This is a genomic window from Thermosulfurimonas dismutans, assembly GCF_001652585.1.
GTDB lineage: Bacteria > Desulfobacterota > Thermodesulfobacteria > Thermodesulfobacteriales > Thermodesulfobacteriaceae > Thermosulfurimonas > Thermosulfurimonas dismutans.
In genome coordinates, this window is sequence record NZ_LWLG01000009.1 from 1 (window position 1) to 23,808 (window position 23,808).

Annotated in this window: 22 protein-coding genes; 8 read left to right on the plus strand and 14 right to left on the minus strand. The window is 49.0% G+C overall.

Going from position 1 to position 23,808, the window contains the following annotated elements; all coding sequences use genetic code 11:
• The 3 genes from TDIS_RS06430 to TDIS_RS06445 all read right to left on the minus strand — a co-directional run.
• On the minus strand, positions 1-581 hold a 581-nt coding region (locus TDIS_RS06430; RefSeq protein ID WP_482255533.1), incomplete at its 3' end, for a transposase.
• Positions 582-1,009: 428 nt separating this feature from the next.
• Complete coding sequence (locus TDIS_RS06440) at positions 1,010-1,837, minus strand: LamG domain-containing protein (RefSeq protein WP_068670521.1); 828 nt, start codon at positions 1,835-1,837, stop codon at positions 1,010-1,012.
• A gap of 86 nt (positions 1,838-1,923) precedes the next feature.
• A complete protein-coding gene (locus TDIS_RS06445; protein WP_068670523.1) occupies positions 1,924-3,471 on the minus strand; it encodes a VPLPA-CTERM sorting domain-containing protein in 1,548 nt (515 codons plus the stop codon).
• Positions 3,472-3,605: 134 nt separating this feature from the next.
• Here TDIS_RS06445 and TDIS_RS06450 point away from each other — a divergent pair, with 134 nt between their 5' ends.
• A complete protein-coding gene (locus tag TDIS_RS06450) occupies positions 3,606-4,508 on the plus strand; it encodes a transposase (protein WP_068670525.1) in 903 nt (300 codons plus the stop codon).
• Here the strand turns inward: TDIS_RS06450 and TDIS_RS06455 are convergent.
• From TDIS_RS06455 to xrtD, 8 genes are read right to left on the minus strand one after another with little or no spacing between them, the layout of a single operon-like run.
• Positions 4,478-5,539: an XrtA/PEP-CTERM system-associated ATPase gene (locus tag TDIS_RS06455; RefSeq protein WP_068670527.1), complete on the minus strand. Its 1,062-nt coding sequence runs from the start codon at positions 5,537-5,539 to the stop codon at positions 4,478-4,480. The genes TDIS_RS06450 and TDIS_RS06455 overlap by 31 nt on opposite strands.
• Positions 5,540-5,544: 5 nt before the next feature.
• Positions 5,545-6,327, minus strand: coding sequence for a polysaccharide biosynthesis tyrosine autokinase (locus TDIS_RS06460; RefSeq protein ID WP_068670529.1), 783 nt, complete (start codon positions 6,325-6,327; stop codon positions 5,545-5,547).
• Between the two features lie 49 nt (positions 6,328-6,376).
• Positions 6,377-8,134, minus strand: coding sequence for a GumC family protein (locus TDIS_RS06465; protein WP_068670531.1), 1,758 nt, complete (start codon positions 8,132-8,134; stop codon positions 6,377-6,379).
• 60 nt (positions 8,135-8,194) lie between these two features.
• Positions 8,195-9,418, minus strand: a complete 1,224-nt coding sequence (locus TDIS_RS06470) for a porin family protein (protein WP_153303791.1) — start codon at positions 9,416-9,418, stop codon at positions 8,195-8,197.
• Complete coding sequence (locus TDIS_RS06475; RefSeq protein ID WP_068670535.1) at positions 9,405-9,965, minus strand: polysaccharide biosynthesis/export family protein; 561 nt, start codon at positions 9,963-9,965, stop codon at positions 9,405-9,407. Before TDIS_RS06475 ends, TDIS_RS06470 begins: the two co-directional genes overlap by 14 nt.
• Positions 9,966-9,991: 26 nt before the next feature.
• Complete coding sequence (locus TDIS_RS06480; RefSeq protein ID WP_161939493.1) at positions 9,992-12,157, minus strand: tetratricopeptide repeat protein; 2,166 nt, start codon at positions 12,155-12,157, stop codon at positions 9,992-9,994.
• A gap of 23 nt (positions 12,158-12,180) precedes the next feature.
• Positions 12,181-13,581, minus strand: a complete 1,401-nt coding sequence (locus TDIS_RS06485) for a sugar transferase (protein ID WP_068670539.1) — start codon at positions 13,579-13,581, stop codon at positions 12,181-12,183.
• 12 nt (positions 13,582-13,593) lie between these two features.
• Positions 13,594-15,108: a VPLPA-CTERM-specific exosortase XrtD gene (xrtD, locus tag TDIS_RS06490; RefSeq protein ID WP_068670541.1), complete on the minus strand. Its 1,515-nt coding sequence runs from the start codon at positions 15,106-15,108 to the stop codon at positions 13,594-13,596.
• A gap of 227 nt (positions 15,109-15,335) precedes the next feature.
• On the opposite strand from xrtD, the gene hisF reads away from it, so the two are divergent.
• A complete protein-coding gene (hisF, locus tag TDIS_RS06495; protein WP_068670543.1) occupies positions 15,336-16,919 on the plus strand; it encodes an imidazole glycerol phosphate synthase subunit HisF in 1,584 nt (527 codons plus the stop codon).
• 70 nt (positions 16,920-16,989) lie between these two features.
• Positions 16,990-18,315 (plus strand): amidohydrolase, encoded by a 1,326-nt coding sequence (locus tag TDIS_RS06500; RefSeq protein WP_068670647.1) that lies wholly within the window; start codon positions 16,990-16,992, stop codon positions 18,313-18,315.
• On the opposite strand, the gene TDIS_RS06505 is transcribed toward TDIS_RS06500, so the two are convergent.
• Positions 18,305-19,564, minus strand: coding sequence for a glutamate-5-semialdehyde dehydrogenase (locus tag TDIS_RS06505; RefSeq protein WP_068670545.1), 1,260 nt, complete (start codon positions 19,562-19,564; stop codon positions 18,305-18,307). The two genes, TDIS_RS06500 and TDIS_RS06505, sit on opposite strands and share 11 nt — an antisense overlap.
• A 105-nt stretch (positions 19,565-19,669) precedes the next feature.
• On the opposite strand from TDIS_RS06505, the gene TDIS_RS06510 reads away from it, so the two are divergent.
• On the plus strand, positions 19,670-20,176 hold the full coding sequence (locus TDIS_RS06510) for a hypothetical protein (protein ID WP_068670548.1): 507 nt from the start codon (positions 19,670-19,672) through the stop codon (positions 20,174-20,176).
• A gap of 63 nt (positions 20,177-20,239) precedes the next feature.
• A complete protein-coding gene (locus tag TDIS_RS06515; protein WP_068670549.1) occupies positions 20,240-20,500 on the plus strand; it encodes a hypothetical protein in 261 nt (86 codons plus the stop codon).
• A 54-nt stretch (positions 20,501-20,554) separates the two neighbouring features.
• Here TDIS_RS06515 and TDIS_RS06520 read toward each other — a convergent pair whose 3' ends face one another.
• Positions 20,555-21,721 carry an IS256 family transposase gene (locus TDIS_RS06520; RefSeq protein WP_068670550.1) on the minus strand — a complete coding sequence of 389 codons (1,167 nt, stop codon included), beginning with the start codon at positions 21,719-21,721 and terminating at the stop codon, positions 20,555-20,557.
• Between the two features lie 109 nt (positions 21,722-21,830).
• On the opposite strand from TDIS_RS06520, the gene TDIS_RS06525 reads away from it, so the two are divergent.
• Complete coding sequence (locus tag TDIS_RS06525) at positions 21,831-22,187, plus strand: phosphoribosyltransferase family protein (RefSeq protein WP_068670552.1); 357 nt, start codon at positions 21,831-21,833, stop codon at positions 22,185-22,187.
• Here TDIS_RS06525 and TDIS_RS06530 read toward each other — a convergent pair.
• Positions 22,184-22,579, minus strand: coding sequence for a hypothetical protein (locus TDIS_RS06530; RefSeq protein ID WP_068670554.1), 396 nt, complete (start codon positions 22,577-22,579; stop codon positions 22,184-22,186). The genes TDIS_RS06525 and TDIS_RS06530 overlap by 4 nt on opposite strands.
• Before the next feature lie 426 nt (positions 22,580-23,005).
• Between TDIS_RS06530 and TDIS_RS06535 the strand changes: the two genes are divergently transcribed.
• Complete coding sequence (locus TDIS_RS06535; protein ID WP_068670556.1) at positions 23,006-23,254, plus strand: ribbon-helix-helix protein, CopG family; 249 nt, start codon at positions 23,006-23,008, stop codon at positions 23,252-23,254.
• The gene (locus tag TDIS_RS06540; RefSeq protein ID WP_161939494.1) at positions 23,251-23,676 is read left to right on the plus strand and encodes a putative toxin-antitoxin system toxin component, PIN family; all 426 of its coding nucleotides are present in this window, start codon (positions 23,251-23,253) and stop codon (positions 23,674-23,676) included. Before TDIS_RS06535 ends, TDIS_RS06540 begins: the two co-directional genes overlap by 4 nt.
• The last annotated feature ends 132 nt before the right edge of the window (positions 23,677-23,808 follow it).

A 23,808-nucleotide genomic window follows, 5' to 3' on the forward strand; every position in this document is an offset into this window, starting at 1 on the left:
TTGAGACTGTCATAGCATTTATCTGCTATAAGACATTCGGCTTTAAAAGTGACCGGATCAATCTCTGCCAGAGCTTCCAGGAGAAGTTTTACCTCGCTGGCATAGGGACCTCCGGTTTCAGCGGTAATGACGATTCTTTTTCCGGATGAAGTTACTCCGATTATGGGGACCACTCTTATATGGGCTTTTACTTTTCTGATTTCTGAGCCTCTTAAGAATTTTAAAGGGTAGAGGTCATGATAACTAAAGCCGGTGCCATCAGAGATAAAGAAAAAGAGGTGGTGTTCTTTTGCTAGAAGTTTTCGGGCCAATTCTTGGAGAAGGATTTTCAGGGATTGTTTAGGGAATTTTGAGACTCGGTAGTGGTAGGTAGAAAGGGCGGGTCTTCGTCCCAATATATCGAAGGCCTCTTCTAGGGCTTCTCGGTAGGATAGATTTTTTAGGGTTTGGTAGAGGAAGATAGAGATAATGAAGGCATCGGAATAAGTTTTTGGGCGACCTCGAAAGGCTAGGGGCTTTTCATTTATTATGGCTCGGGTTATTTTGAAGATGGTCTTGAGACGCAGTTTGCTTCTTCTCATGTTGGGGGAGTTAATTCTAGGCTCCCCCAACGTCAATATCTAGTTTTTCGAACACCCTCAGCCATTGTATTGATCCAGCACCTTTGGCACTCGGGATAATTTTCAAAATTTGCAGCCTCGGGGAAAAGATCAAACTCGGCCGTATGCCCGTTGGAAGCTGAGACCGAAAGATATATAGGGGGCGTCCAATCAGAGCTCTCACCAGAGTCGTAATCTTCCCCTGCCCACACGTCCCCCCGTTGCTCCTGAGAAGTCCAGGTGATGGTGGGGGTTCCGTATACCCCCGTGACCGAAAACTGCGACCAATCGAGGTAGATAGTGGCTGTGTGGTGGAAAGAGGGGCAGCTAAAACCTCCACTACAGCCAACTAAAACTAAGGCCAGAAATACCAACCTTAACACCTTACACCACCCAATTTTAAGCATGACCTAACACCATGAATATTTTCGGCGAAAGATCCCCCAACCTAAAAGCCCCCCGCCTAGGAGCCACACCCCCGCCGGAAGCGGAACCGGCGCCCCATTATAACTGTAAAGGGTGGAAATTTGATCGGAGGAAAGGGCCGTCTGCCAGAGAGTAACTTCGTCCATTATGCCGTAAAAGTAGTTGTCCGAACCAGGAAAGTCGGCCCCCACATAAATAGGTGAGTTAGCAGCCTGAATGCCGGCGCTGATATTCACCTCCCCCACCAGGGAAGCGTCCTTATAGAAACGAAGGGTGGAGCCGTCGTAGGTCACGGCCACGAAGTGAAAAACATTCTCCTCCACCATGGGGTTTGGCGTCCAATATTGATTCCACCAGTTCTGTTCTCCGAAGCGCACATGCCCCTTTCCGTTATAAAACTCAAAATTAAAGGAATTCTCATCACTATTTAAATCCTCGTTTCCACCTTTGCTCACAAAGGCAAGCCAACCAAACCAGTCGGTATTTAGAGAGTAGGGCTTGAGCCAGCCCGCAATGGTAAAGGAATTTGTGGGCCATTTTAAGGCTTCAGTATAGAAGTAAGGATAATCACTACCCTCCTTTTGAAACTCCAAAGCGTTCCCGCGTACGCCGGAAGTAGCCTGTAGGAGGTCGCCTCTCACCACCGTAATATCCGTAAAACGCCCGGTCTCATCTTTGAAAGGATTTTCCGGATCGTCAAAGGACCACCAGGCCACAAGATCACTCACCGGAAGCGAAGTTGCCGAGGACAGGGCAAAATACCCAACTAGTCCATACAATATAAGTGTAAAGACCAGCACTCTTTTCAACATTTGCCCACCTCCTTATACTCCTCAATTTTCAAGGAATGAGACAAAGGATTCTTTATCGAGTTGCGACAAAACGGCTTGGTCATTTCTTAATGGGCAAACCACCGTTTTCTAGCCACCAAACCACCCGCAAAAAGTGCCGACCCCAGAAGCCAGAGAGCACCCGGGAGAGGCACCGGAGAAACGTTAAAAAAGAGCCCTCCCTGTACTGATATTTTATCCCCGGCATAAGCATAAAGTTCAAAACCGGTACTTCCATCAAGATAGTACAACCAGCCAGGTTCAAGCAAAACTTTCTTCGAGTAAATATAGGAATAATCTCCCTCTGGGCTCACCCCATAAACTTGGAAAGTGCTGCTTTTCTTTAGCAAATCGACCCCATCATCGTCAAAATTGGCATGTTTAGAAAGCTCGATCGAAAAACCGTATATAGCCTCGTTCAGAGTGGAACTATAATCCTCAACACCGGAGAGCTTCACCGTATAAACCACGGAAAGAAAAGAAGGTTGTTCCACCTGGAACCATCCCTCTTGAGAAAGACGAATATCCTCATGATTATAGGTACGCAAGGAATAAGAAGAATCTAAAGATACACTTCCATTAAAGCTAAGCCCTGTTGCATCACTTTTCAGATGAGCCGTATAAGGATAACCTGATTCTTCACCATCCGAGACATTCAAGAAAGCGGGGGGACCGTGTGTAAACGAAGAAGGATTAGAGTCAGCCGTATCATAATCCCCCCCTCCGACTATGGTACTTCCTGAGTCATATGAATAAACCTTATAGCTATACCCCACTTTAAATGTTGCGTAGTGCTCACTCCCTATGAAATAAGGAACGGGTGAGGCCCAAAGCCGGGGAAGTATTCCTAAAATACCGACCAGAAGCACAGCTACTGCCGCCACCAGCTTTTTCCGTAAACGCATTCCTATAAATCCCAGACAACCGGATAGCAGCAGGAGAGCCGCCGAGGGAAGAGGCACAGGCGAAAACCCCAAATTCACCGTATAATTTCCGCTAATTTCATCCCCCCCAAAAGCCTCAAGAGTTATGCTTCCACTAACCTTAAGAGAATAAGAACCGACCTGCAGCGGAAACTTTAAAGGCATAAAAGAGCCCGTAGATTCTGTAATGAAACTCTCACTTCCTGATCCGAGATAAGAAAATATTAAATCATTTTGGGAATCGTAAAGATATAGATTGAACGTTTCTTTCCAATAATTTCCCGTTTGTCCAGAATCCTGTCCCCCATAATTTACACGAAAGGCCACATCCAAAAAACCGGGTTGCAAAACCGTAAATGTTCCTTCTTGCTTGAATTGGAAAGATACTTTACTTTTGAAAGCATTATCCGGGCTACCCAAATCGGGGGCGGCTGCATACCCCGTAAAAGTCACCCCGGAAGAGTCGTTTTGCAGGCTACCCGAAGCCTCCCAATCTCCATTCTCGTCCTTCAAGGAAAAGGAAAGAGTCCCCGCCTGCTGAGAAGTGGAACTTTGAGTAAAGATAGTAGTAGCTCCATTCGAAGCTTTAATGCTCCCCGATGTCCAGTAGTAGGGCGTTCCAGTCCAAGGAATAAGAGCCCCTATAGCCCGAGTGGAAAAGAAAAAGAAAGCGCATAAAAATATACCCCCCACCGCATGGCCCCCTCCTCTTTCGAGGCGGTGTTAAGCCTAATATAACAAAAATGAGACTTTGTCAATATGTGCGAGAGGGTGTTCGAAAAAACTAGATATTGACGTTGGGGGAGCCTAGAATTAACTCCCCCAACATGAGAAGAAGCAAACTGCGTCTCAAGACCATTTTCAAAATAACCCGAGCCATAATAAATGAAAAGCCCCTGGCCTTTCGAGGTCGCCCAAAAACTTATTCCGATGCCTTCATTATCTCTATCTTCCTCTACCAAACCCTAAAAAATCTATCCTACCGAGAAGCCCTAGAAGAGGCCTTCGATATATTGGGACGAAGACCCGCCCTTTCTACCTACCACTACCGAGTCTCAAAATTCCCTAAACAATCCCTGAAAATCCTTCTCCAAGAATTGGCCCGAAAACTTCTAGCAAAAGAACACCACCTCTTTTCCTTTATCTCTGATGGCACCGGTTTTAGTTATCATGACCTCTACCCTTTAAAATTCTTAAGAGGCTCAGAAATCAGAAAAGTAAAAGCCCATATAAGAGTGGTCCCCATAATCGGAGTAACTTCATCCGGAAAAAGAATCGTCATTACCGCTGAAACCGGAGGTCCCTATGCCAGCGAGGTAAAACTTCTCCTGGAAGCTCTGACAGAGATTGATCCGGTCACTTTTAAAGCCGAATGTCTTATAGCAGATAAATGCTATGACAGTCTCAAGGTCATGGAAAAACTTGTAGAGCTTGGATTAAAACCGGCCATAAAAGTAAAAGAAACCTTCAGGCAGAAGGTAAAACATCCTCTGCGGAAAGATTCCAGAATTTTCTGGGAGAAATGGGGCCGAAATAGATATCTGATTGAAAGTTTGTTTGGTACGGTAAAACTGAAAATAGGCTCGCATTTTAGGGTAAGAAAGGAAGAAATAGCCCAGAAGAGAGGACTGGCCGCTTTTGTGCTCTATAATATGTACCTCCTGGCTACCTTCCTCTATATCTCGTTGCTCCTTAAAAACTATTTTCGAACACTCTCATATGTGCGATGAGTACGCCGTGAGGGGTCGAGGCGGCTCAAAAGGGCCTGCATGATGCCCTTCCAGTCCCTTTCAAGGGAACGACAAAAATCCAGGCGCTCGGAAAGCTCGGCCACCAAGGCCTCAAGGACTCTGACTCTTTGCTCGAGGGCCTGGACTCGCGCCTGCAAATCCTCTGAAGGCGGGGCGGTAGCGGAAGCCTCCTCCCGCCGGGAGGACTCGCTATCGAAAAAGAGACCACTTTTTCGACGGTCCTCCACCACGTCCTCTATCACCTTCCGATCGATGCGAGGAAGCTCGTCCGCAAACCCGTAAACCAGAGCGGTATCGCACAAGATATTTATCAGTCGGGGTATGCCCCTAGAATAACGATAGATGGCCTCCACGGCGTCTTCCGTAAAGAGGTCGAGATCTCTGGCTCCGGCCACCCGCAAACGGTGGCGAATGTATTCCGCTACCTCTTCTCGGTTGAGGGGTTCCAGATGGCAATAGACCGTAACCCTCTGAATGAGCTGTTTGAGAGAAGGATGCTGAAGTTTGCGACGCAACTCCGGCTGCCCCACCAGAATGATCTGCCAGAGGGGTTCCTTTTCGGTCTCCAGATTGGAGATAAGGCGGATTTCCTCCAAGGTTTGAAGAGATAGGTTCTGGGCCTCGTCCACGATCAGGATAACCCTCCGGCGAAAAGCGTATTCCTTCAAAAGAAATTCGTTCAAGACGTTGAGGATTCCGGCCTTATCCAGGCCATCAACAGGGATCTCTAGCTCCTGGCAGATGAGTTTTAGAAATTGTAAGGGTGAAACCGTAGTATTATAAACATAGGCCACCTTGATTGGGCCTTTAATCCTGCGGAGAAGAAAGTTTAGAAGCGTGGTTTTCCCGGAACCTATCTCCCCGGTTATGACCACGAAGCCCTTGTTTTCATAGATGGCGTACCGAAGGTGAGTATAAACGTTTTCGTGCTTACGGCTCATAAAAAGGTAATCGGGATCAGGAGAAAGAATAAAAGGCTTCTCCCGAAAACCGTAAAAAGATTCATACATAAGGGCTAATTCCTCATCTTATTAAGTACTACCCCTATAAAAGGCTTCTCCTCCAAAAGCTCCACCGCGGCTTTAACATCTTCGGCAGGGGTTTTCTCCGCCTCCACCACCATCAAGACCGCATCCGCATAGTCAGAAAGCACCAAGGGATCCGCCGAAGAAAGAAGAGGTGGCGAATCTAGGATAATGAATCGCTCCGGATAGCGAGTTTTTATGTCGTGGAATACAGTCTCGGCAAAAGGCGAACCCAAAAGCTCGGCCGAACCGGAAAGACTTTTCCCTGCGGGCATGACTACAAACCTAGGGATGTCAGGGTTGATCAAAATCTCGGGGATCTGGGCCTCTTTAAGGAGTACGTTAGCCAGTCCTTTATTCGGATTCAGCCCCAGATAGGTATGTACGGCCGGATTTTTAAGATTGGCGTCTACCAGAAGAACCGTCCGATCAAATTCCTGAGCTATGCTTATGGCCAAGTTGATAGCAGCCAGAGTTTTTCCTTCCCCGCGCCGGGCGCTAGTAACCAGAAGGGTGTTTCCTGAAAGCTCCTCCATGCGGTCCATGATGCGAGTGCGCAGGATCCTAAGCTGCTCGGACATGCTTTCTTCATGGAAAAAGCTAAAAATCTTGTTACGCCGGAGAAGTTCCCTGTCCACCGGAACAATTTGGGTTTGCGTATATACAGGGCTAATTTCCTCTCTGCGGGGGGAACGGGTTGATTTAGCCTCGATCTCAATGGCCTCCTGTCTGGCCTCTCCCGCTTTTTCCAGGGCCTTTTTTATCTTGCTCATAAAGTGCTCCTCCCTAAATTTCACTTAACCATCAATTTAGTGAACCAATTTAAATCCAGAGCTTCATCACCTTGCGTTCAAGCTTTATCCAGAAGATATCAAGGGGCATGACTAAGAAGTGGAAAAGTAGCACAGCCAAGATCGCAGCCACAATCATCCCAAAAAGGAACAGCCATCGTCTTCGCTGACGAGCCCTTCTCTCTTCCTCGGTCTCTATATAAGGGAAAACCGAGAGCACCGGAGCCTGCACCAAACGCTGTAGCTCCTCGGGGCTCTTAATAGAGTGATCCAGGTATTCCGTAAGGGCCATACAGCCTACCCCGGCCCCCAGGGCCAGCACGAAACCTATGAGGACAATGGCCAAACGTTTGGGCTTGTAAGGTTTTTCCGGAAGCTGGGCCGGATCAATAATGGTAAAACGTTCTCCACTCTGGGATTCCTCAAGCTCTTGGGCAATACGAGCTTCCATCAATTTGTTCATGAGTTCGTTGTATTTGAGCCGGGCATTTTCATAGTCCCTCAAAAGGGCATTGTATTCCTTCTCCACTAAAGGGGTATTTTCCAGCCTACGCTGATACTCCTCAATTTTTTCCTTTATTCTCCTCCTCTCTTCTTCCAAGCTCTTTATTTCTACATCTATAGAAGCAATTTGAGTTAAAAGGTTGATATAAGCAGGATTGTCCGGTCGGTTGAGGCTGACTTCCGCGGCCGTGGCCGCCCCCGGATCCACCTTCGAAAGCTCCTGCGAAAGGGCCTCTATGTCCTTGGTGAGTTTTAGCACGTCTGGATGCTTGGGCCCTAGACGGGACCTAAGATCCGCAAGCTGCGCTTGGAGATCGTTCAAACGTTTTACCTTCTCCAAGGTATCATCGGTTTCACCCAGCTCGGCCTCAAGAGCCGCAATCTCTCTCTTCAATTTCTTGATATCCGGATGGTTCGGTGAAAGAGTGGACCGAAGGCTTATGAGTTTGAGCCGGAGATACTTGAGACGCTCAACCGGGCTCATCACGGCTTTTCCTTCCTCGGTCTTGATGGGGGCCATGGGATCTACCAGAGCGAGTTGGCCTTCCAGATAGACCTTTCGTTCCTGGAGGGAACGTATCTGGGCCTCGATGTCATCCAGATCTCGATTAAGTCTTTCTATGGTCTGAATATTTATGTTAACAAACTCCGGAAGCTCCCCCATATGTTCCCGTTTGAATTTACTGATCTTTTCTTCTAGCACGCTCATGTGTTTCTTCAGTTCTTCAATTTCCTGTTCTAGAAAAGCCGTAGTACTGGAGGCCTGCTCCTCTCGGGCCCGAAGATTGTATTCCAGGTAAAGAGAAGCCAGGACATTGGCCACCTGCTGAACCTTCACCGGGTCTCGCCCTTCATAGGAAAGCGAAAAGGCTATGGTGGCAGAAGATGGCCTCCCCGTACGCTTGTCTGAGACCTCAGCGCTTATGGTCTCGAGCTCAATGTCGTTGCGCATCTTATTTATGATTTCCTCCATGGTGTACTTCCCGCGCATCTCGGGATAAAGATCGAAACGCTTGATGATCTCCATAAGATTAGAACGGCTCATGATTTGCTGGGTGATCATCTGCAACCGCTGTTCCACGTAGCCGGTAACGGTGGTCTTTACATACTCTGGAGGAATCTGTTGTTCTTCTATCAAAATGGTAGTGGTAGCCCGATAAACCGGAGGGAGAAGAAAGGCCACCAGCGTAATGGCCACAAAGACTAAAACAAAAGGTATAAAAAAGGCCTTTTTACGGCGGCGGAAGACCCTAATCAAATATTGAACATCCCTCTGTTCATCCATACAGCCCCCCACATCCAGAAGTTTTTTTGCATTATAACGCAAACATTCCCTAGAAAAAGCTTAGGGCGCAAATCCCAACGCCGGAGGTTTTCCGAATTCAAAAGTCAAAACCATCCAAATTTGGTGGCGATCGTACTCGTGGTCTCGCACCTTGTCTCTATAGTCCGAATAGCTATAAGCCAATTCCAGGGACCAACGTTCGGTCAAAAGGTACTTCAGAGAGGGCCTTAAATAGTAAAAAATATTGTCCTCCTCATAGACTCGCCCTTTAGAAGAAGTAAGATAGTAGCCTGCGGAAAACAAAAACGACCAGCGGGGACGCAATTTATAGGAAAACCTTCCGTAAATACGGGTGCGATCCACGGCCTCACCGAAGGAGCTATAGCTTAAATCATTATTGAGACCTAAACGATATGTGGATCGTTCCCCTTTCTTATGAAAAGAAATGTCAGCTAGATAGCTCCATTCTTCGTCGGTTTGTTTTCTCTTTTCGAGGATCACCCTAAAGGGCGGCCAGAAACGGGGGTCAACAACCAGGCGTCGATAGTAAAGAAAATAGTCAACCGATGTATAACGAACCCCGGCAAAGGCCGTAAATCCGGAAGTCTCTGAAAGGAAACGCTGCCAGCCAAGCAGAAAACCGTAATTGTCCACCTTGCTGGTATCGGAATCTATATTGGTGTAATAAAAACGGGACATTAAGACATCTCTTCGATTTCTTAGGCGCCGCTGGAAAGATAAGGAGGCAGAAGAGTAATCGTAATCCACGTTGTATTGCCAGTCATACTCCGTTCGGGACTTAACAAAATTAAAATTCAGTTGAGTGAGCTCGGTTAAGAGATGGGTTACACCTAAAGAAAAATAATATCGCCGACGGTCCTCTCGAAAACGGACAATACCTGTTTCCTGCAGTTCGGACTCCAGGGTAGTGTCCTTTATTACATAGGCCTGTCCAGAAAACCGCCAGCGATCCCGCCACTGATAGTCTGTTTTTATTTCGTAGTGCTGGTTTACGGTATCCAGACGATCAAGATCCATGTAATCGTAAATATCCAGACCGGCCCTGGAGTACCAGGAAAAACGCTCGCTTTTGTAATTAAAAAATAAAGATGGGGAAGTGATACTCAGAAAGTCTTCCTCCGGATTGTAATATGTAAAAGTCACATTGTCGTTGTACTCGCCTCGAACTTTCAAGTAAGCGGAAAAAAAGGTATCCGCCGCCCAGAGAGACGAATTCAAGATCAACCAAAAGGCCAAAATAAAAAGTGCCCTAAGGTACAACAACCACGTCTCCTCGTTTCAGGATAATATTCTGTTCCAAATTCTTACCCCGGGCCACCTCATCGTAGTTGAAAGGGATCTTCACGATTTTATCCCCTTCCCGTCGAAGGATAATAATCTTTTTAGAGGAAGCAAATGGGGTAAGTCCTCCGGCCATAGCCAAAATTTGCATAACATCAGTATCCAAATTTATAGGAAACTCTCCGGGACGGTTGACCTTGCCGATAACATAGGCCTTGAGGCTGTTGATTTTAACCAGCATGACCGTAACGATGGCATCCGGAACGTAATCGTTCAAGCGCTCGGTTATGATTCTTCTAAGGTCAGCCACCGTGAGATCGGTAACCTTGATGTCTCCGATAAGGGGATAAGAAATCACTCCATCCGGAGGAACCACCACCTGCCGATTGAGACGTTCATCCTGCCAGACGGAGATCTCTAAGACATCTCCTGGACCTATCTTGTAAAAGGGAACGTCCATCCCTTCGGCCATAACAGGCATGGAAAACGCTACACTCAAAAAAATGAACCAAACTATAAAACGTTTCATCCCATTACCTCCTTTTGAATAAAGTATCAAACCTTTTCAAGGCTCTGAACGACTCTTTCGGCCTCCTTACGGCCTGGAAAACCTTTCTGCCCTTTTAGGGCCTCTTTCAAATATTCCAAGGCCCTTTCTTTCTCTCCTAGACGGTAATAAACCATGCCTAGATGGTAAGAAATGACCGGATATTTCTTGACCTTATCGCCCAAGCCTTCAAGCAACTCCCGAGCACGATCGTACTGTCCCTGACGGTATTTAATCCAGGCTAAAGTGTCAACCAGCTCCGGCTGTTTAGGAAACTTTTCCACCCAAGGACGCATTAAACTCTCTGCCCTGGAAAGATTTTCCGGAGAGGGTTCGTACTCCGCCAGATAGAAGGCCAAGTTGTTGGCTGCGATCAGGTTTTTCGGATTACGGTCAAGGACCTCTTCGTAAATACGGCAGGCCTTTTTGTAAGCCCCAGCCTCTCCATAAAGCTGGGCTAGCAAGAGGTTCACCACCGGATGATGGGGATTGCGAGCCTTGAGTTTTTCATAATAGGAAATGGCCTCCTCGAGGACTCCTTCTTCTCTGGCAAGACGCCCCAAACTAAAAAGGACCCCTGGATTCTGGGGATCAAGCTCCAGGGCCTTTTCTAAGGCCTTGCGGGCGGCTGCAAAGTTCTTTTGACTAAAGTATAGCTCTCCGAGCATCAACCGATAATGGATATTGTCCGGCCTCCGGGCTATGTGTTGTTTAATTTGGGCAACGGCCTCCTCCCACTTTTTCTCTCGGAGATATAAGCCCACCAGCATCCTGAGAGCTTCCACATCGTCTGGGTCAGCCTGCAATATCTTCTCAATCTCCCTCCGGGCTAGATCCAATTTGCCTTTCCGGTTATAGACCTCCGCCAGTCCGAAGTAAGCTTCCTTGCGTTTTGGAGAAATTTTGAGGATACGCTTGTAAGTGTCTTCAGCCAAGGAAAGGTCGCCGTTTTTGAAATGGGCCCTAGCCAAACGAAGCATAAGTTCCACACTATTAGGTTCTTCCTTAAGAGCCGCCCGGTATTCGGCGATAGCACCGACAAAATCGCCCTTCTTAAAGAGAAGATCTCCTTTTAGAGTGTGAGCTCGAACATCTCCGGGATTTTCACGCAAAATCCTCTCAAGCTCTTGCAAGGCTTCTTCACGTTTGCCTTCTCTAACAAGAAAAGTAGCCTTTAGAAAACGCGCCTGAAGGGCCTGAGGGGTCTTATCTCTTCGAAGGTAGTCTTCCAAAAGGGTATAAGCCCGAGCCCTTTTCCCCCAGGCGAAATAGTACCCTGACAACACACTCCGAAGGGCAAAGCTGTCAGGAACCCGAGAAATTCCATCCTCCAGAACCTTCACGAATCTCTCTTTTTCTCCGTACCGACGATAAAAATCAGCTAGAATTAAATAAACCTCTTCGTCTTCGGGATATTGGGCCAGGAGTTCCCTTAATACTTCCTCTGCTTTTTTACGATTATCCCGGCGCTCATAAAACCCGGCCAGCATAACTCGGGGACCTTTGCTTTTTGGTGCTCGGGACACCAAAGAAAGATAGAGTTTTTCGGCCTCGTCAAAACGTTTTTCCTTTTCCAAAATCTGAGCAAGCATGACAGTGGCCTGTTCGTGACCGGGATGCTTTGTTAGGAGTTCCTCCAAATATCTTTGGGCTTTTTTCGGTTCCTTGCGCTTGAGATGAATCGTAGCCAACATGAGGTAGGGGGCGGGCAAAGAGGGCTCCTTTTTGCGCAGATCCTCCAGAATTTTTTCAGCCGCTTCTTCCTTATGCTGCCCGAGAAGAGCCGTAGCCTTTAGCAGAATAGCCTCCTGGTTCTCCGGCTCGCGGGCCAAGACATACTCGGCTTCCTCCAGGGCCCGATCTACCTGATGGGCCATGATCAAAATCTGCCCTCGGGCCAGGCGAGCCCCCAAAAGTTCCGGATCAAGCTCCACTGCCCGAGAAAGGGCCCCATAAGCCGCTCGCAACTTACCCTGTTTCAGATAAACCATCCCCAAACGGTAATAACCAAAGGCAAAACGAGGGTCTATCTGGAGGGCGTTCTTGAACTCCACCGCCGCCCGCACATAATTCCCCTCTCGGAAAAATCTTTCTCCTCGCGAGAAAAACCTGTCCCGCTTTTCCTCGGGGCTTCCTCCGCAACCGCAAAGCAAAAGTAAACAACAGACCAACAAAAACCCTCTCTTTTTAGGAAAAATCATAAGGCTCCCTTGCGTTGCAAGACTACCACGATGGTCTTCAAAATAATTTTTATATCATCTATGAAACGCCAGTTTTCCAAGTATTGGCAATCGAGTTCCACAACCTTATCGAAGTCGGTGATCTTGTTGCGCCCCGATATTTGCCAGAGACCAGTTATACCGGGCTTGATGGAAATGCGTCGCCAGTGCCAAAGCTCGTACTTCTCCACTTCTTCAAGGGTAGGTGGACGGGTTCCCACCAAACTCATCTCCCCTTTTAACACGTTCAAAAATTGTGGAAATTCATCCAAAGAGGTTCGGCGCAGGAATCGCCCAACTCTGGTTATGCGAGGATCGTTTTCCAGTTTGAACATAGGTCCCTTCATCACATTTTTGGCCATGAGTTCCTTTTTGCGCTCTTCGGCGTCCACATACATAGTGCGGAATTTATAGAGGGTGAAAACGCGTCCGTGTTGCCCCACTCGCTTCTGCTTGAAGAGAACCGGCCCCGGAGAATCGAGCTTGATAGCAATGGCCACAAAGGGGTACATCAGAAGGAAAAGGACCGTCCCCACTAATCCCCCCACGATGTCCAGAAGGCGTTTGTATAGCAAACCGGTAGCGTTGAATCCATTAAACCGTAAAGTGATAAAAGGGATACCTTGAACACTTTCTACATTAAGATGCGGGCTTTCCGGAGACCAAAGAGCCGGCAATATACGGGCTTCCACCCCCATTTTACGGCACAGGTCAAGATAGTATGGGAGGTTTATGGCCTTATGGCCTCCCATAGCAAAGACCACCTCATCAATGGGGTGCTTACGAAGGACTTCCGGAAGGTCTTCAAGTCGTCCGATAACTCCCGGCGAAGAGACTTCGTTCCCCACTAACAGCCGTCCCAGGATCCTGTGGCCCCAGCTGAGTTGCTTTTCCAGGGCCTCAGCCACGATTTTTCCTCTTTTTTCGTCTCCTACCAGAAGGAGATTACGGGCATAAAACCGGCGACGGGCAAAGTGTTGAAGATATATCTGCACTAGGAGCCTTTCTACCACGATAAAAAGGAAAGTAAGAAGGGCAAAATATAAAAAGAAGGCCCGAGAGTAATGCATTCTTTTAAAAAGAAAAAGAGAGGCCCCAAGAAACGAAAAATCTATAACAATGGCCTTGAGTATAGAAGGAATAAGATGAAAACACCGCACAGGTTTGCGGTCGCTGTATAGGCCCACCCGCCCCATGACGTAATTGTTTAACAAGGCCACCAGCAACACGGAGAAGGTAAAAAGCTCGGTCTCAATAGACCAACGGCCCCCGGAAAGATGACGACGCAAGAGATAGGCCCCATAGCCAGCCAATAAAATGGAGAGGGCATCCAGGGCCATTAAAAAGTTATTTATGACCCGGACCTGTTGCTGGAACATACTACCACCCCCCTAGTCCGGGATAAATTTAACCAGTTCCGGCCAAAGGTAAACCAGAAATTTTTTGAACTCGCGCTCGGCCTCTCGTGGGGCTATCTCCGAGGCCAGCAACATCTCTATCCTGACCAAGGCCCCATCTGTACGACGACGGGTAATGGCATCCCAAAAAAGATAAAACTTGTGCCACCAGGGACTGGTGATGACCCGACCCCGCTGCAGGAAAAAGTAAGCGGCCAACAGGCGCTGGCCCCTCTTCTCCAGCCACATATATCTTATCGGGATGACCCTGGCAGGAGAAACTTTAAGTTTCCAGTCCCCTGACTTGAGAATGGCCCATCCGCTTCCCAAGAGGCAGGACTGCGGAGCATGAGCCGTGTGCCGTGTAGTTTGATAGCTATAATAAGGGATAAGCAAATATATGATTCCAGGGAACCCTTCTCGACGATAAACGCTATAAACATAGTCGTCTGCCCAGAGTGATTTCAAAGTTCGAGAGGAGAGCTTCAGGCGTTCGCCCTGCCAGCCGTCTATCTCCATCGGAAAAACGGCTAAACTTGCTTTAGTTGGGACAATGAAAGTCTTGGGAAAAAAGCGAAAACCCACTCCCCCTGCCACCACTATTAAAGAAAAGAGAGAGACCAACACCGGGAAACTTTTCGGAGGGGAAGTCATTTTCTTCGGTTTCACTACAGATTCTTCTTTGACGATTCGGCCTTCAAATTGTCTTAGGAGAACGGCCACTAGGAACAAAAGACCCCCAGCCAAGACAAACACCAGCCACCCCGCAAAATAGTGCGAAAAACCCTCCGCCCACTCTCTCAAACCTTTGAAATACAACAAGCCCAGTAAAAAGATCCGAAAGGCATTGGCTACCACAGAGACCAGAGGCACCAGGGCCAAAAGCAAAGCCCGAGACCACCATCGGCGAAGCACATAATAATCCATGAGGAGGGCTAGCAGGACTAAAGGCATGAAATATCGCAGACCGCTACAGGCCTCCACCACCTGAAGTTGGGCTACCCCCAGATCAATGATATTTCCCTCCCGGAAGACACTAAGACCGCTTAACCTCATCAGGGAAACCGCAAGGGCAGAGGTTAGAATCTGAAGCCGGAAAGTAAGCAAACGATTGATGAAGGGAGGAAGAGGTATCATGAAGAGAAGGATGAGAAAGGGGAAAGCCAGCTCTCGAAGGCGCCTCCCGTAAAGAATCAGCCCTAGGGCCACTATAGAAAGCCAGAAACCGAAGTAAAGAAGGGTCTCAAGAGAAGAAAGCTCTCCAAGAAAGCTTATCCCGATAGCCAAAACAATGAGGGCAATTCCCTCATAACTTCCTGAAAGCAAACCAAAGTCGAAAGTTTTCCTTTTTTCCCAGCAAAGATAAAAGAAAAGAGGGGGAATCAAATAACAATAACTATTGTCGCCACTATTCCAGCGAATAAAAAGCTTACGAATTGCCGGAGCATAGGCCAACAGAAGGACCGTCGGGCCAACCAGGCACCAAAAACACTTCTTAAAATTTCTCACTTAACTACCCACCCCCCTTTAAAACCGGTGGTACCTTAACGACTGAATAACAAGTTTCTATCTTAAGCGACTTATCGAATTTCTAGGCCAGACTGTTTTTTGTAATTCCAACTATCAAATAGCAATTCTCATGTCAAATCTCAAATAGCATAAATTTCATTGACTTGGTCCAGTTCCATAAACCGAGTTAAAATTGAGATCAAAAAATTTCGACGGAGCTGGCAAAAATGAAGGTTACTCTCCTAGACTACGGGGCGGGAAACGTGCGCAGCGTAGTGAACGCGCTCAAGGCCCTCGGGGCCGAGGTGCGTCCGGTGGAGCGCCCGGAGGATATCCTTTCCGCCGAGCGCCTGGTCTTTCCCGGAGTGGGAAACTTCGGGAGCATCATGCGGGCTCTTCACGAGCGGGGTTTCGTTGAGCCCCTCCGGGAGTATCTGCGGCAGAACCGGCCTTTTCTAGGAATCTGTCTAGGTCTTCAGGTACTCTTTGAGGGCAGTGAGGAAGCCCCGGGAGTAGCGGGCCTTGGCGTTTTTCCGGGTTTCGTAAGGCGGTTTCGTGTCGGGCTTTCCGTGCCCCACATCGGCTGGAACGGCGTAAAGGCCCGTAAACCCTCCCCTCTCTTCAACGGGCTTTCCGGGGAGGAAAAATTCTATTTCGTACACTCGTATTATGTGGAGCCGGCTGACACGGGCCTCGTTCTCACCACCACGGATTACGGCCTGGAGTTCGCAAGCGCCGTACAGCATGGAAACATCATAGCCGTTCAGTTTCATCCCGAAAAAAGCGGAAAGGCCGGCCTGAGGTTTTTGCAGAATTTCCTCGAAGGTGCGGGTAAAGCCGTACTTCCCCCAAAAATACCGGAACGCACCCGGCTTGCCCGGCGAATCATCGCCTGCCTGGATGTACGCTCCGACGACGAAGGGCGCCTGGTAGTCACTAAAGGCCTCCAATACGATGTCCGGGAAGGCGGGCGAGTAAGGGACATGGGAGATCCGGTGGAGCTGGCCCATCGCTACTACCTTGAAGGCGCCGACGAAATCACTTTCCTAAACATCACCGGTTTTCGGGATTTTCCTCTCAAAGATATGCCCATGCTCGAGGTCTTGAGACGGACCTCGGAGAAAGTCTTCGTGCCCCTTACCATCGGGGGCGGCATTAGGGACTTCACCGACCGCGACGGCACTCATTACAGCGCCCTTGAGGTGGCCGGGGCCTACTTCCGGGCCGGGGCAGACAAAGTCTCCATCGGAAGCGATGCCGTCTACATCGTGGAAGAATACCTCAAAACCGGGAAGGCCTCCGGCAAATCCTCCATTGAAACCATCTCAAGGGTCTATGGTCGTCAGGCGGTGGTCATCTCCATCGATCCCAAGAGGTGCTATGTAACAAGTCCTTCAGAGACCCCCCATCCTGTAATAGAGACCGAAATCCCTGGCCCGAACGGAGAGCGCTACTGCTGGTTCCAGTGCACGGTCAAAGGTGGACGAGAGGTCCGGGACGTGGATGCCGTTACACTCGCTAAGGTCTGCGAGGAACTCGGAGCCGGGGAAATTCTTCTAAACAGCATTGATCGGGACGGCACCAACCAGGGCTACGACTTAGAACTCATTCGGGCAGTGAAGGAGGCTGTAAGCATTCCGGTGATTGCCTCAAGCGGGGCCGGACGAGTAGAACATTTCTATCAGGTCTTTGCGAAAACGGAGGCCGAGGCGGCGCTGGCGGCCGGGATCTTTCACCGCCGAGAGGTGGAAATACCAGAGGTGAAGAAATACCTCCACGAAAAGGGTATCGAGGTAAGACCGATCTCATAATCGATTAAGAAAATGTTTAGACGTCCGATCGGGAAAGACATGAGAAGGTTAAGAGTTTGGAGTTATGGCCATGGATAAAAAATTCTTGCTCGCGGCGAAATGGATTCTTCCAGCCTGGGATAGAGAACCAATAAAGGACGGCGCCCTTTTGATCCGGGACGGAAAAATAGAGTCCCTGGGGCCCCGTGAGGAGCTTGTCGCCCAACATCCCGGCCTTCCGGTGGAGGATCTCGGGGAAGCCCTGATTTTTCCAGGGCTCATTAATGCCCACACCCACGCCTCCATGACCATCTTCCGGGGACTGGCGGATGACCTTCCCCTCATGACTTGGCTTCAGGAATACATCTTTCCGGTGGAAAGCCATCTCAAGGGGGAATGGGTTTACTGGGGGGCAAGGCTCGCCATCGCTGAAATGATCCGGGCCGGGGTAACCTGTTTTTGCGACATGTATCTATTTGAACCTTGGGTAATCCGGGCGGTAGAGGAAACCGGCCTAAGAGCCGCCCTCGGAGAAGGGCTTTTTGACTTTCCCTCCCCGGGCTATGGGCCGCTTGAAAAAGGTCTGGCTCTAACAGAAGACCTCTTACAGAGCTATGAAAAACACCCCCGAATAAACATCATCGTTTGTCCGCACGCGGTCTATACCTGTTCCCCCGAAACTCTTAAAAAAGTCCGAGAAATCGCCGAAAGACACGAAGCCATCATACATATCCATCTTTCCGAAACCGAAGATGAGGTCCAGCAGTGCCTTGAGCGCTACGGACGGCGCCCGGTAGCCCATCTCAGAGAATTGGGGCTGCTAAACAAAAGTCTCCATATTGCACACGCGGTAGAACTTACAGAGGAGGAGATCGAGCTCCTGGCTTCCACCGGAGTCTCCGTGGCCCACTGTCCGGAAAGCAATCTCAAGCTCGGCTCAGGGGTGGCCCGGATACCGGAGATGATTGCGGCCGGAGTAAAGGTCTCCCTTGGAACCGACGGTCCAGCCAGCAACAACGACCTTGATCTCCTTTCTGAAATGCGAACCGCAGCCCTCATTCAGAAAGGATTGAGACGAGATCCTACTGTGCTCCCGGCAAAGGAAGTCTTTCGCATGGCCACCGAGGCCGGAGCCCGGGCTTTAGGTTTTCCCCACTGCGGTCGGCTTGAGCCTGGCTACCAGGCCGACCTGGCGGCCCTTGACCTCGAGACCACCAGTCTGACTCCAGTCCACGATCCTCTTTCGCTCCTGGTCTATAGCGCCCGGGCCGGTGAGGTCTCGGACCTCATGGTGGAGGGTCGGTGGCTCATGCGCGAGGGCCGGATCCTCACCTTCGACGAAAAGGAAACCCGCACACAGGTGACCCTCATCGCCGAAGAGATCCAGGCCCTCCTTCGCGAGCGCCCTACTCCCTAATCTGGCCTTCCCCGAAAACGATGAATTTCATGGCCGTCAGTTCCTCTAGGGCCATTGGGCCGTAAGCGTGTAGCTTGGTGGTGGAGATCCCGATCTCGGCGCCTAGGCCCAACTCCCCACCGTCGTTGAACCGGGTGGAAGCATTCACCATAACCACCGAGGCATCCACTTCTTTAAGAAAACGCATGGCCCGGTGGTAATCCTCGGTGACGATGGTCTCGGTATGATTAGAGCCATAGCGGGCAATATGGTCTAGGGCCTCATCCATGGAGGGCACCACCCGGACTGCAAGGATAAGGTCCAGATACTCCGCGTCCCAGTCCTCTTCGGTGGCCTCCTTGGCCCAGGATACGAGTTTCCGGGTCTCGGGACAGCCTCGGAGCTCCACTCCGTGGGCCTTAAAATCCTCGGCCACCACCGGCAGGAACTTTTCGGCCACCTCCCGGTGAACCAAAAGGGTCTCCATGGCGTTACAGACCCCGGGACGCTGAACCTTGGCGTTCACTGCAATTCGACGGGCCATCTCAAGGTCCGCAAATTTGTCCACGTATACGTGGCAAACCCCCTTGAAGTGTTTAAGGACCGGGATGCGCGAGTTTTCGGTAACGAACCGGATAAGGCCCTCGCCTCCTCGGGGGATGATAAGGTCTATGTATTCATCAAGGGTAAGGAGAACGTTTACAGCCGCCCGATCCGTGGTGGGGATGACCTGTACGGCTTCCTCGGGGGCCCCGGAGGACCGTAGGGCCTCCTGAAAGATCCTGGCCAGCGCCAAATTGGAGTTAATGGCTTCCGAGCCCCCGCGAAGGATAACGGCGTTTCCGCTCTTGAAACACAAACCTGCGGCGTCAATGGTCACATTGGGCCGGCTCTCGTAGATCATGGCGATCACCCCCAGAGGGATCCGCATCCGTCCCACCCAGAGGCCGTTCGGTCTCCGCCACATTTTGACCACCTCGCCCACCGGATCCGGAAGGGCCGCCACTTCCTCAAGCCCTCGGGCCATGCCCTCAATGACCTTATCCGAAAGAGTGAGCCGGTCTATCAGGGCCGCCGAAAGCCCCTTTTCCCGGGCGTAAGCCAAATCCTTTTCGTTTTCGGCCTGAAGAAAGGCCTTCTCCTCCCGGAGACGCCTTGCAGTCTCAAGCAGAACCCGATTTTTGACCTCGGTGGAAAGGGAGGTCAATTTCCTTGAAGCCTCCCGAGCCTTTCGAGCGATCTCGGTTACCAGAGTTTCAATTTCCGCCATCCCATTCCCTCCTCTAAAGGTTTTCCCCTATTTAATCGTGGCCCTATCCAAACGCAAGTCAAATTTTCAATTGAACACCGAAGCAGAATAGATTACAAAAGGATTATGAAAGGCTTTGAGCATTATTTTTTAATCAAAAGCCAAGAATTCGATTCCGCTTGTCTTAAAATCCGTAAATTCCTTGATAGATATGAACTTTTATCCTACGACCGCCTTGAGTTTGACCCTAGGGCTTCCAGGAACGGTTCAGATCCTGCCTTTAAAAAGGTCCTAGAAGAAATTCAAGCCCGCAACCGTGAAATTATAAAAGGTCTCTTGGAAGAATTTTCTCGAAAAGGCTATTCCCGCCTAGAAGATCTAGCCGAAATCCCTCAGGGATACCTCTCCAAGCTCTTTCATACCCTAGCCCATCTGCTGGACGGTTTCTTAGGGATAGACTCTTACTTTTATAATCTTGAAGAGGATTCCCACTGGGTAAGTCCGAAAATGGAACAGGAACTTTCGCGAAACCCGGAGTCCTTTTGGTTAATCAAAGTTTGCGGATTCACCAGTATCTCTGAAACCAAATTTGAAATTCTAAGTCCGCCAAGCAAAAGAATCAAATTGGAATAATAATACCTAGCCAAGTCCAAAAGATGTCTTATTTTATTTTAAAAGCCTTCGAAAGGAGAAATTATGGACGAAAGAAAAATTAATTCCGAAATCATCTGTCAAAAGATTCATGAAGTTTATCCAGACATAGGGGCCTGCGGTATAGAAGTAAAAGTCGATTGGGATGAAAATGTAGGACACTGGGTAGTCTATTTAGAAAAGGGAGAAAAAACTCTTAAGACCTATCTTGAACCGGAAGAAATTGAGGCCTGCCTGGCTGGCAAACAATGTGTTTCTTTAGGCATACAGATAGGACAGCTTAAACAATACCACGGACTACTATAATTGATCGTTGAAGATTTCAATTTAGGGACTGTCCACCCTTCTGTGTAAATCCCATTATAGCCTATCCTCAAATAAAATTGAGAGCTGGGCGTAAATTGAAGGCCAATCCTTAATAGGGCGGCGCCATTTCCTCTCAAGCTCCATGGCCGCCATGTATAGACACTTAAGCAGAGACTCCTCTGTCGGAAAAACCCTCCTGCCCGCTGTTGCCTTCCGAAATTTGCTGTTTACGCTCTCTATGATGTTCGTGGTATACATTACCCGCCTTATTTCAACCGGATACCTGAAAAACGTCGTTAAAGCCTCCCAATTCGCCTCCCAGCTCTTTACCACATGGGGATACTTTTCGCCCCATTTGGCCGAAAAATCTTCAAATTCTCTTTCGGCTACCTCAAGTGTAGGGGCCCCGTAAACCTTCTTGAGATCTCGGGCCAGCTCCCTTTTGTCTTTCCAAGAAACATATCTCAAAGAATTCCTGATCTGGTGTACCACACACCTCTGAATATCCGCCTTCGGAAAGGTTGCCTCTATAGCTTTATCTAACCCTGTTAACCCATCCACGCTGAAAATGAAGACATCTCTTACCCCCCGAGCCTTAAGATCATTGAGCACTCCTAGCCAAAATCGGCTAGACTCTGTCCCATCTATCCAAAAGCCCAAAATTTCCTTGTAGCCTTCAAGATCTATACTTATAACTACATAGATGGCTTTCTTCCTTACTTGACCATCCTCTCGGATATTGTAGAAAATGCAATCGATCCAAAGTAGAAAATATTTTTCTTTGAGTGGACGGGCTTGCCATTCCTTGATCTTGGGCAGAATCCGGTCTGTGATCTTGGAAATCAGAGAAGGGCTTACGTCAAAACCATACATATCAGAAAGAATCTCCTGGATATCTCGGGTACTCATACCCTTGGCATAAAGGGCTGTTATCTGATTTTCTATCTCATCAAGCATGGTTTGACGCTTCCTGATAAGTTGGGGCTCAAATTCCCCTTTCCGGTCTCTGGGAACTAGGAGCTCAATAGGGCCACAGGTGGTTTTCACGCTCTTGGGAGTGTAGCCGTTCCGATAATTGTCCGAATCAGAGCGCTCGTACTTCTTGTAGCCTAAGAACTCTTCCAGTTCGGCTTCCAGGACCTCTCCCAGGAATTCTCGAGTAAACTCTTTGATGGTGGCTTGTACTTCCTGTGGCTTAGGGGCCTTCTGAATTTTGCTCATGGTGTCCACCCTCCTTTTTGTGATTTGGTCATTTTACAATTTCCACAATTGGGTGGACACTCCCTCAATTTAATCTTTTAAGCTCTCTGAAAAAGATATCCAAGATGCCGTGGAGAAAGTTTCCGAAGAACTCAAGCGTCGAAACGAAGTCTTTCGAGAGGGGCGTCCCTACCCTGATCTTTCAAAAAAGACGGTTATTCTGGTAGATGACGGCCTTGCCTCAGGGTTTACTATGCTAGCCGGGGTAAACATGGTCAAACGCAAAGGGGCTTCTAAAGTTATTGTGGCTGTTCCCACGGCTTCTCCTTCAAGTATCAAACGCCTGGGCCACTTGGCAGACGAAATCTATTGCCCCAATATCCGAAGCGGTCCCTACTTTGCAGTCGCCGAAGCTTACCAAAACTGGCACGACCTAACCTACGAGGAAGTCCTTGAAATCTTGAAATCCTATTTAGAACATTATTAATATTTTTTTCCTACTTCCTCCACGGAAAGTAGCTTCACCCTCCCCGGCCTTTCAAACTCGCACACCGCCACGTTGCGCACGCCTCGATAGCGGTCCGCGATGAGCATGTCGAGCCCGATCCACTTGGTCGGTCTTTCGCCCATGGGCCCGCGGACGCCCTGCCCGTAATGGGGCATGTGCCCGTGGAAAGAAAGCACGGGCCGAAAGTGACAGATGAGACGATCCACCATAGGGGAGCCCACGGCGGCGTAGACGGCCTCCTCCCAGGTCGCTCCGCCCGCCGGTTTCACCGGCCACTCGTGAGCGATGAGAAGGCCTGCGCCCGGAACCTCGAAGAGCAGTCTTTCTTTGTCTTCTAGGTTGTGGTAGTAAAAATTTCTCGGCGAGGTCACGCAGAACTCTCACTTCATACGGTTGTAGATTCCCGAAAGGGCCACCACCCGCATACCGAACACCTAAACCACGGTACACCGCCCAAGAAAGAAAATATTCGGAGCAAGCTCATAGGGCGGAGAGACTCCCGCCTCACGCATCTTATCTTCTTCAAAGGCTAGATACGGCCAGTCCTCATGGTTCCCGCCGACGCAGTAGACTGGAATGGGAAGTTTAATATCTCCGTGATATGGCCTGCACCTCATCGTCAAAGACATTGTAGATAATATGTAATTATTAGCTATTTTACCGGGAAACAATGGCCGCGTGGCTAAAAATCGAGATCTTATTGGATCAGGAATAAGGAAAAAGGCTTGCTCTATCCTCTGTAACACATTATCTTTCAGTCAGTTGGTAAAGAAAATTCTTTATTGGAGGTCTCCTGTATGGGACGTACCACAAAGATAGTAAATTTTTCTCTGCCTCTGGAACTTTACGAAAAGACGGAAAAGTTAGCTCGTCGCAGAAAAGTTTCTAAAAGTCGCATCCTGAAAGAAGCTCTTGAGGCTTATGTAGCTTCGGAAGAAAGATGGGAAAAACTGCGGGCCTGGGGAACCGAGACGGTGAAGGCTCTGGGTCTAAAAGACGAGGGGGATGTAGAAAAACTCGTTCATGAATTTCGGGAAGCTCTTTGATTAGAACGGTATTCGATACCAATATATATCTTTCGGCCCTGCTTTTTGGCGGGACATGTGCCGAGCTAAGAAATCTTGCCAGAAAAGGAAAAATTGAAGTTTTTGTCTGTGAAGCTATCCTGGCCGAGGTGGCCGGGGTTCTCAGGAGAAAATTCGGGTGGAACCACTATCAGATCAGCCTTACCTTGGCGGAAATCAGAAGCTTCACCACCGTAATTTTTCCGCTTGAGCGAGTAGAAGTCATTATAGAAGATCCTGCAGACAACCGGGTGCTTGAGTGCGCGCTTGAAGCAAAGGCTGAGTATGTAATTTCGGGAGACCGAAAGCATCTTCTACCCCTTAAAGAATTTCAAGGCATACGGATTGTTAGCCCCAGGGAGTTCCTGGAGCTATTCGTTTCCAGAAAAGTGGACGAGGGTTGAATGTTCTTGAAGTGCCCCCCATTTTTGACACACCCTTTATGTTAAGCGAAAACACTAGGAAGGAGGAGGGGCACTATGAGGAAACGCTTTGAAATCGACCAAATCATAAGAATCCCGGCGAGTGCCCCAAAG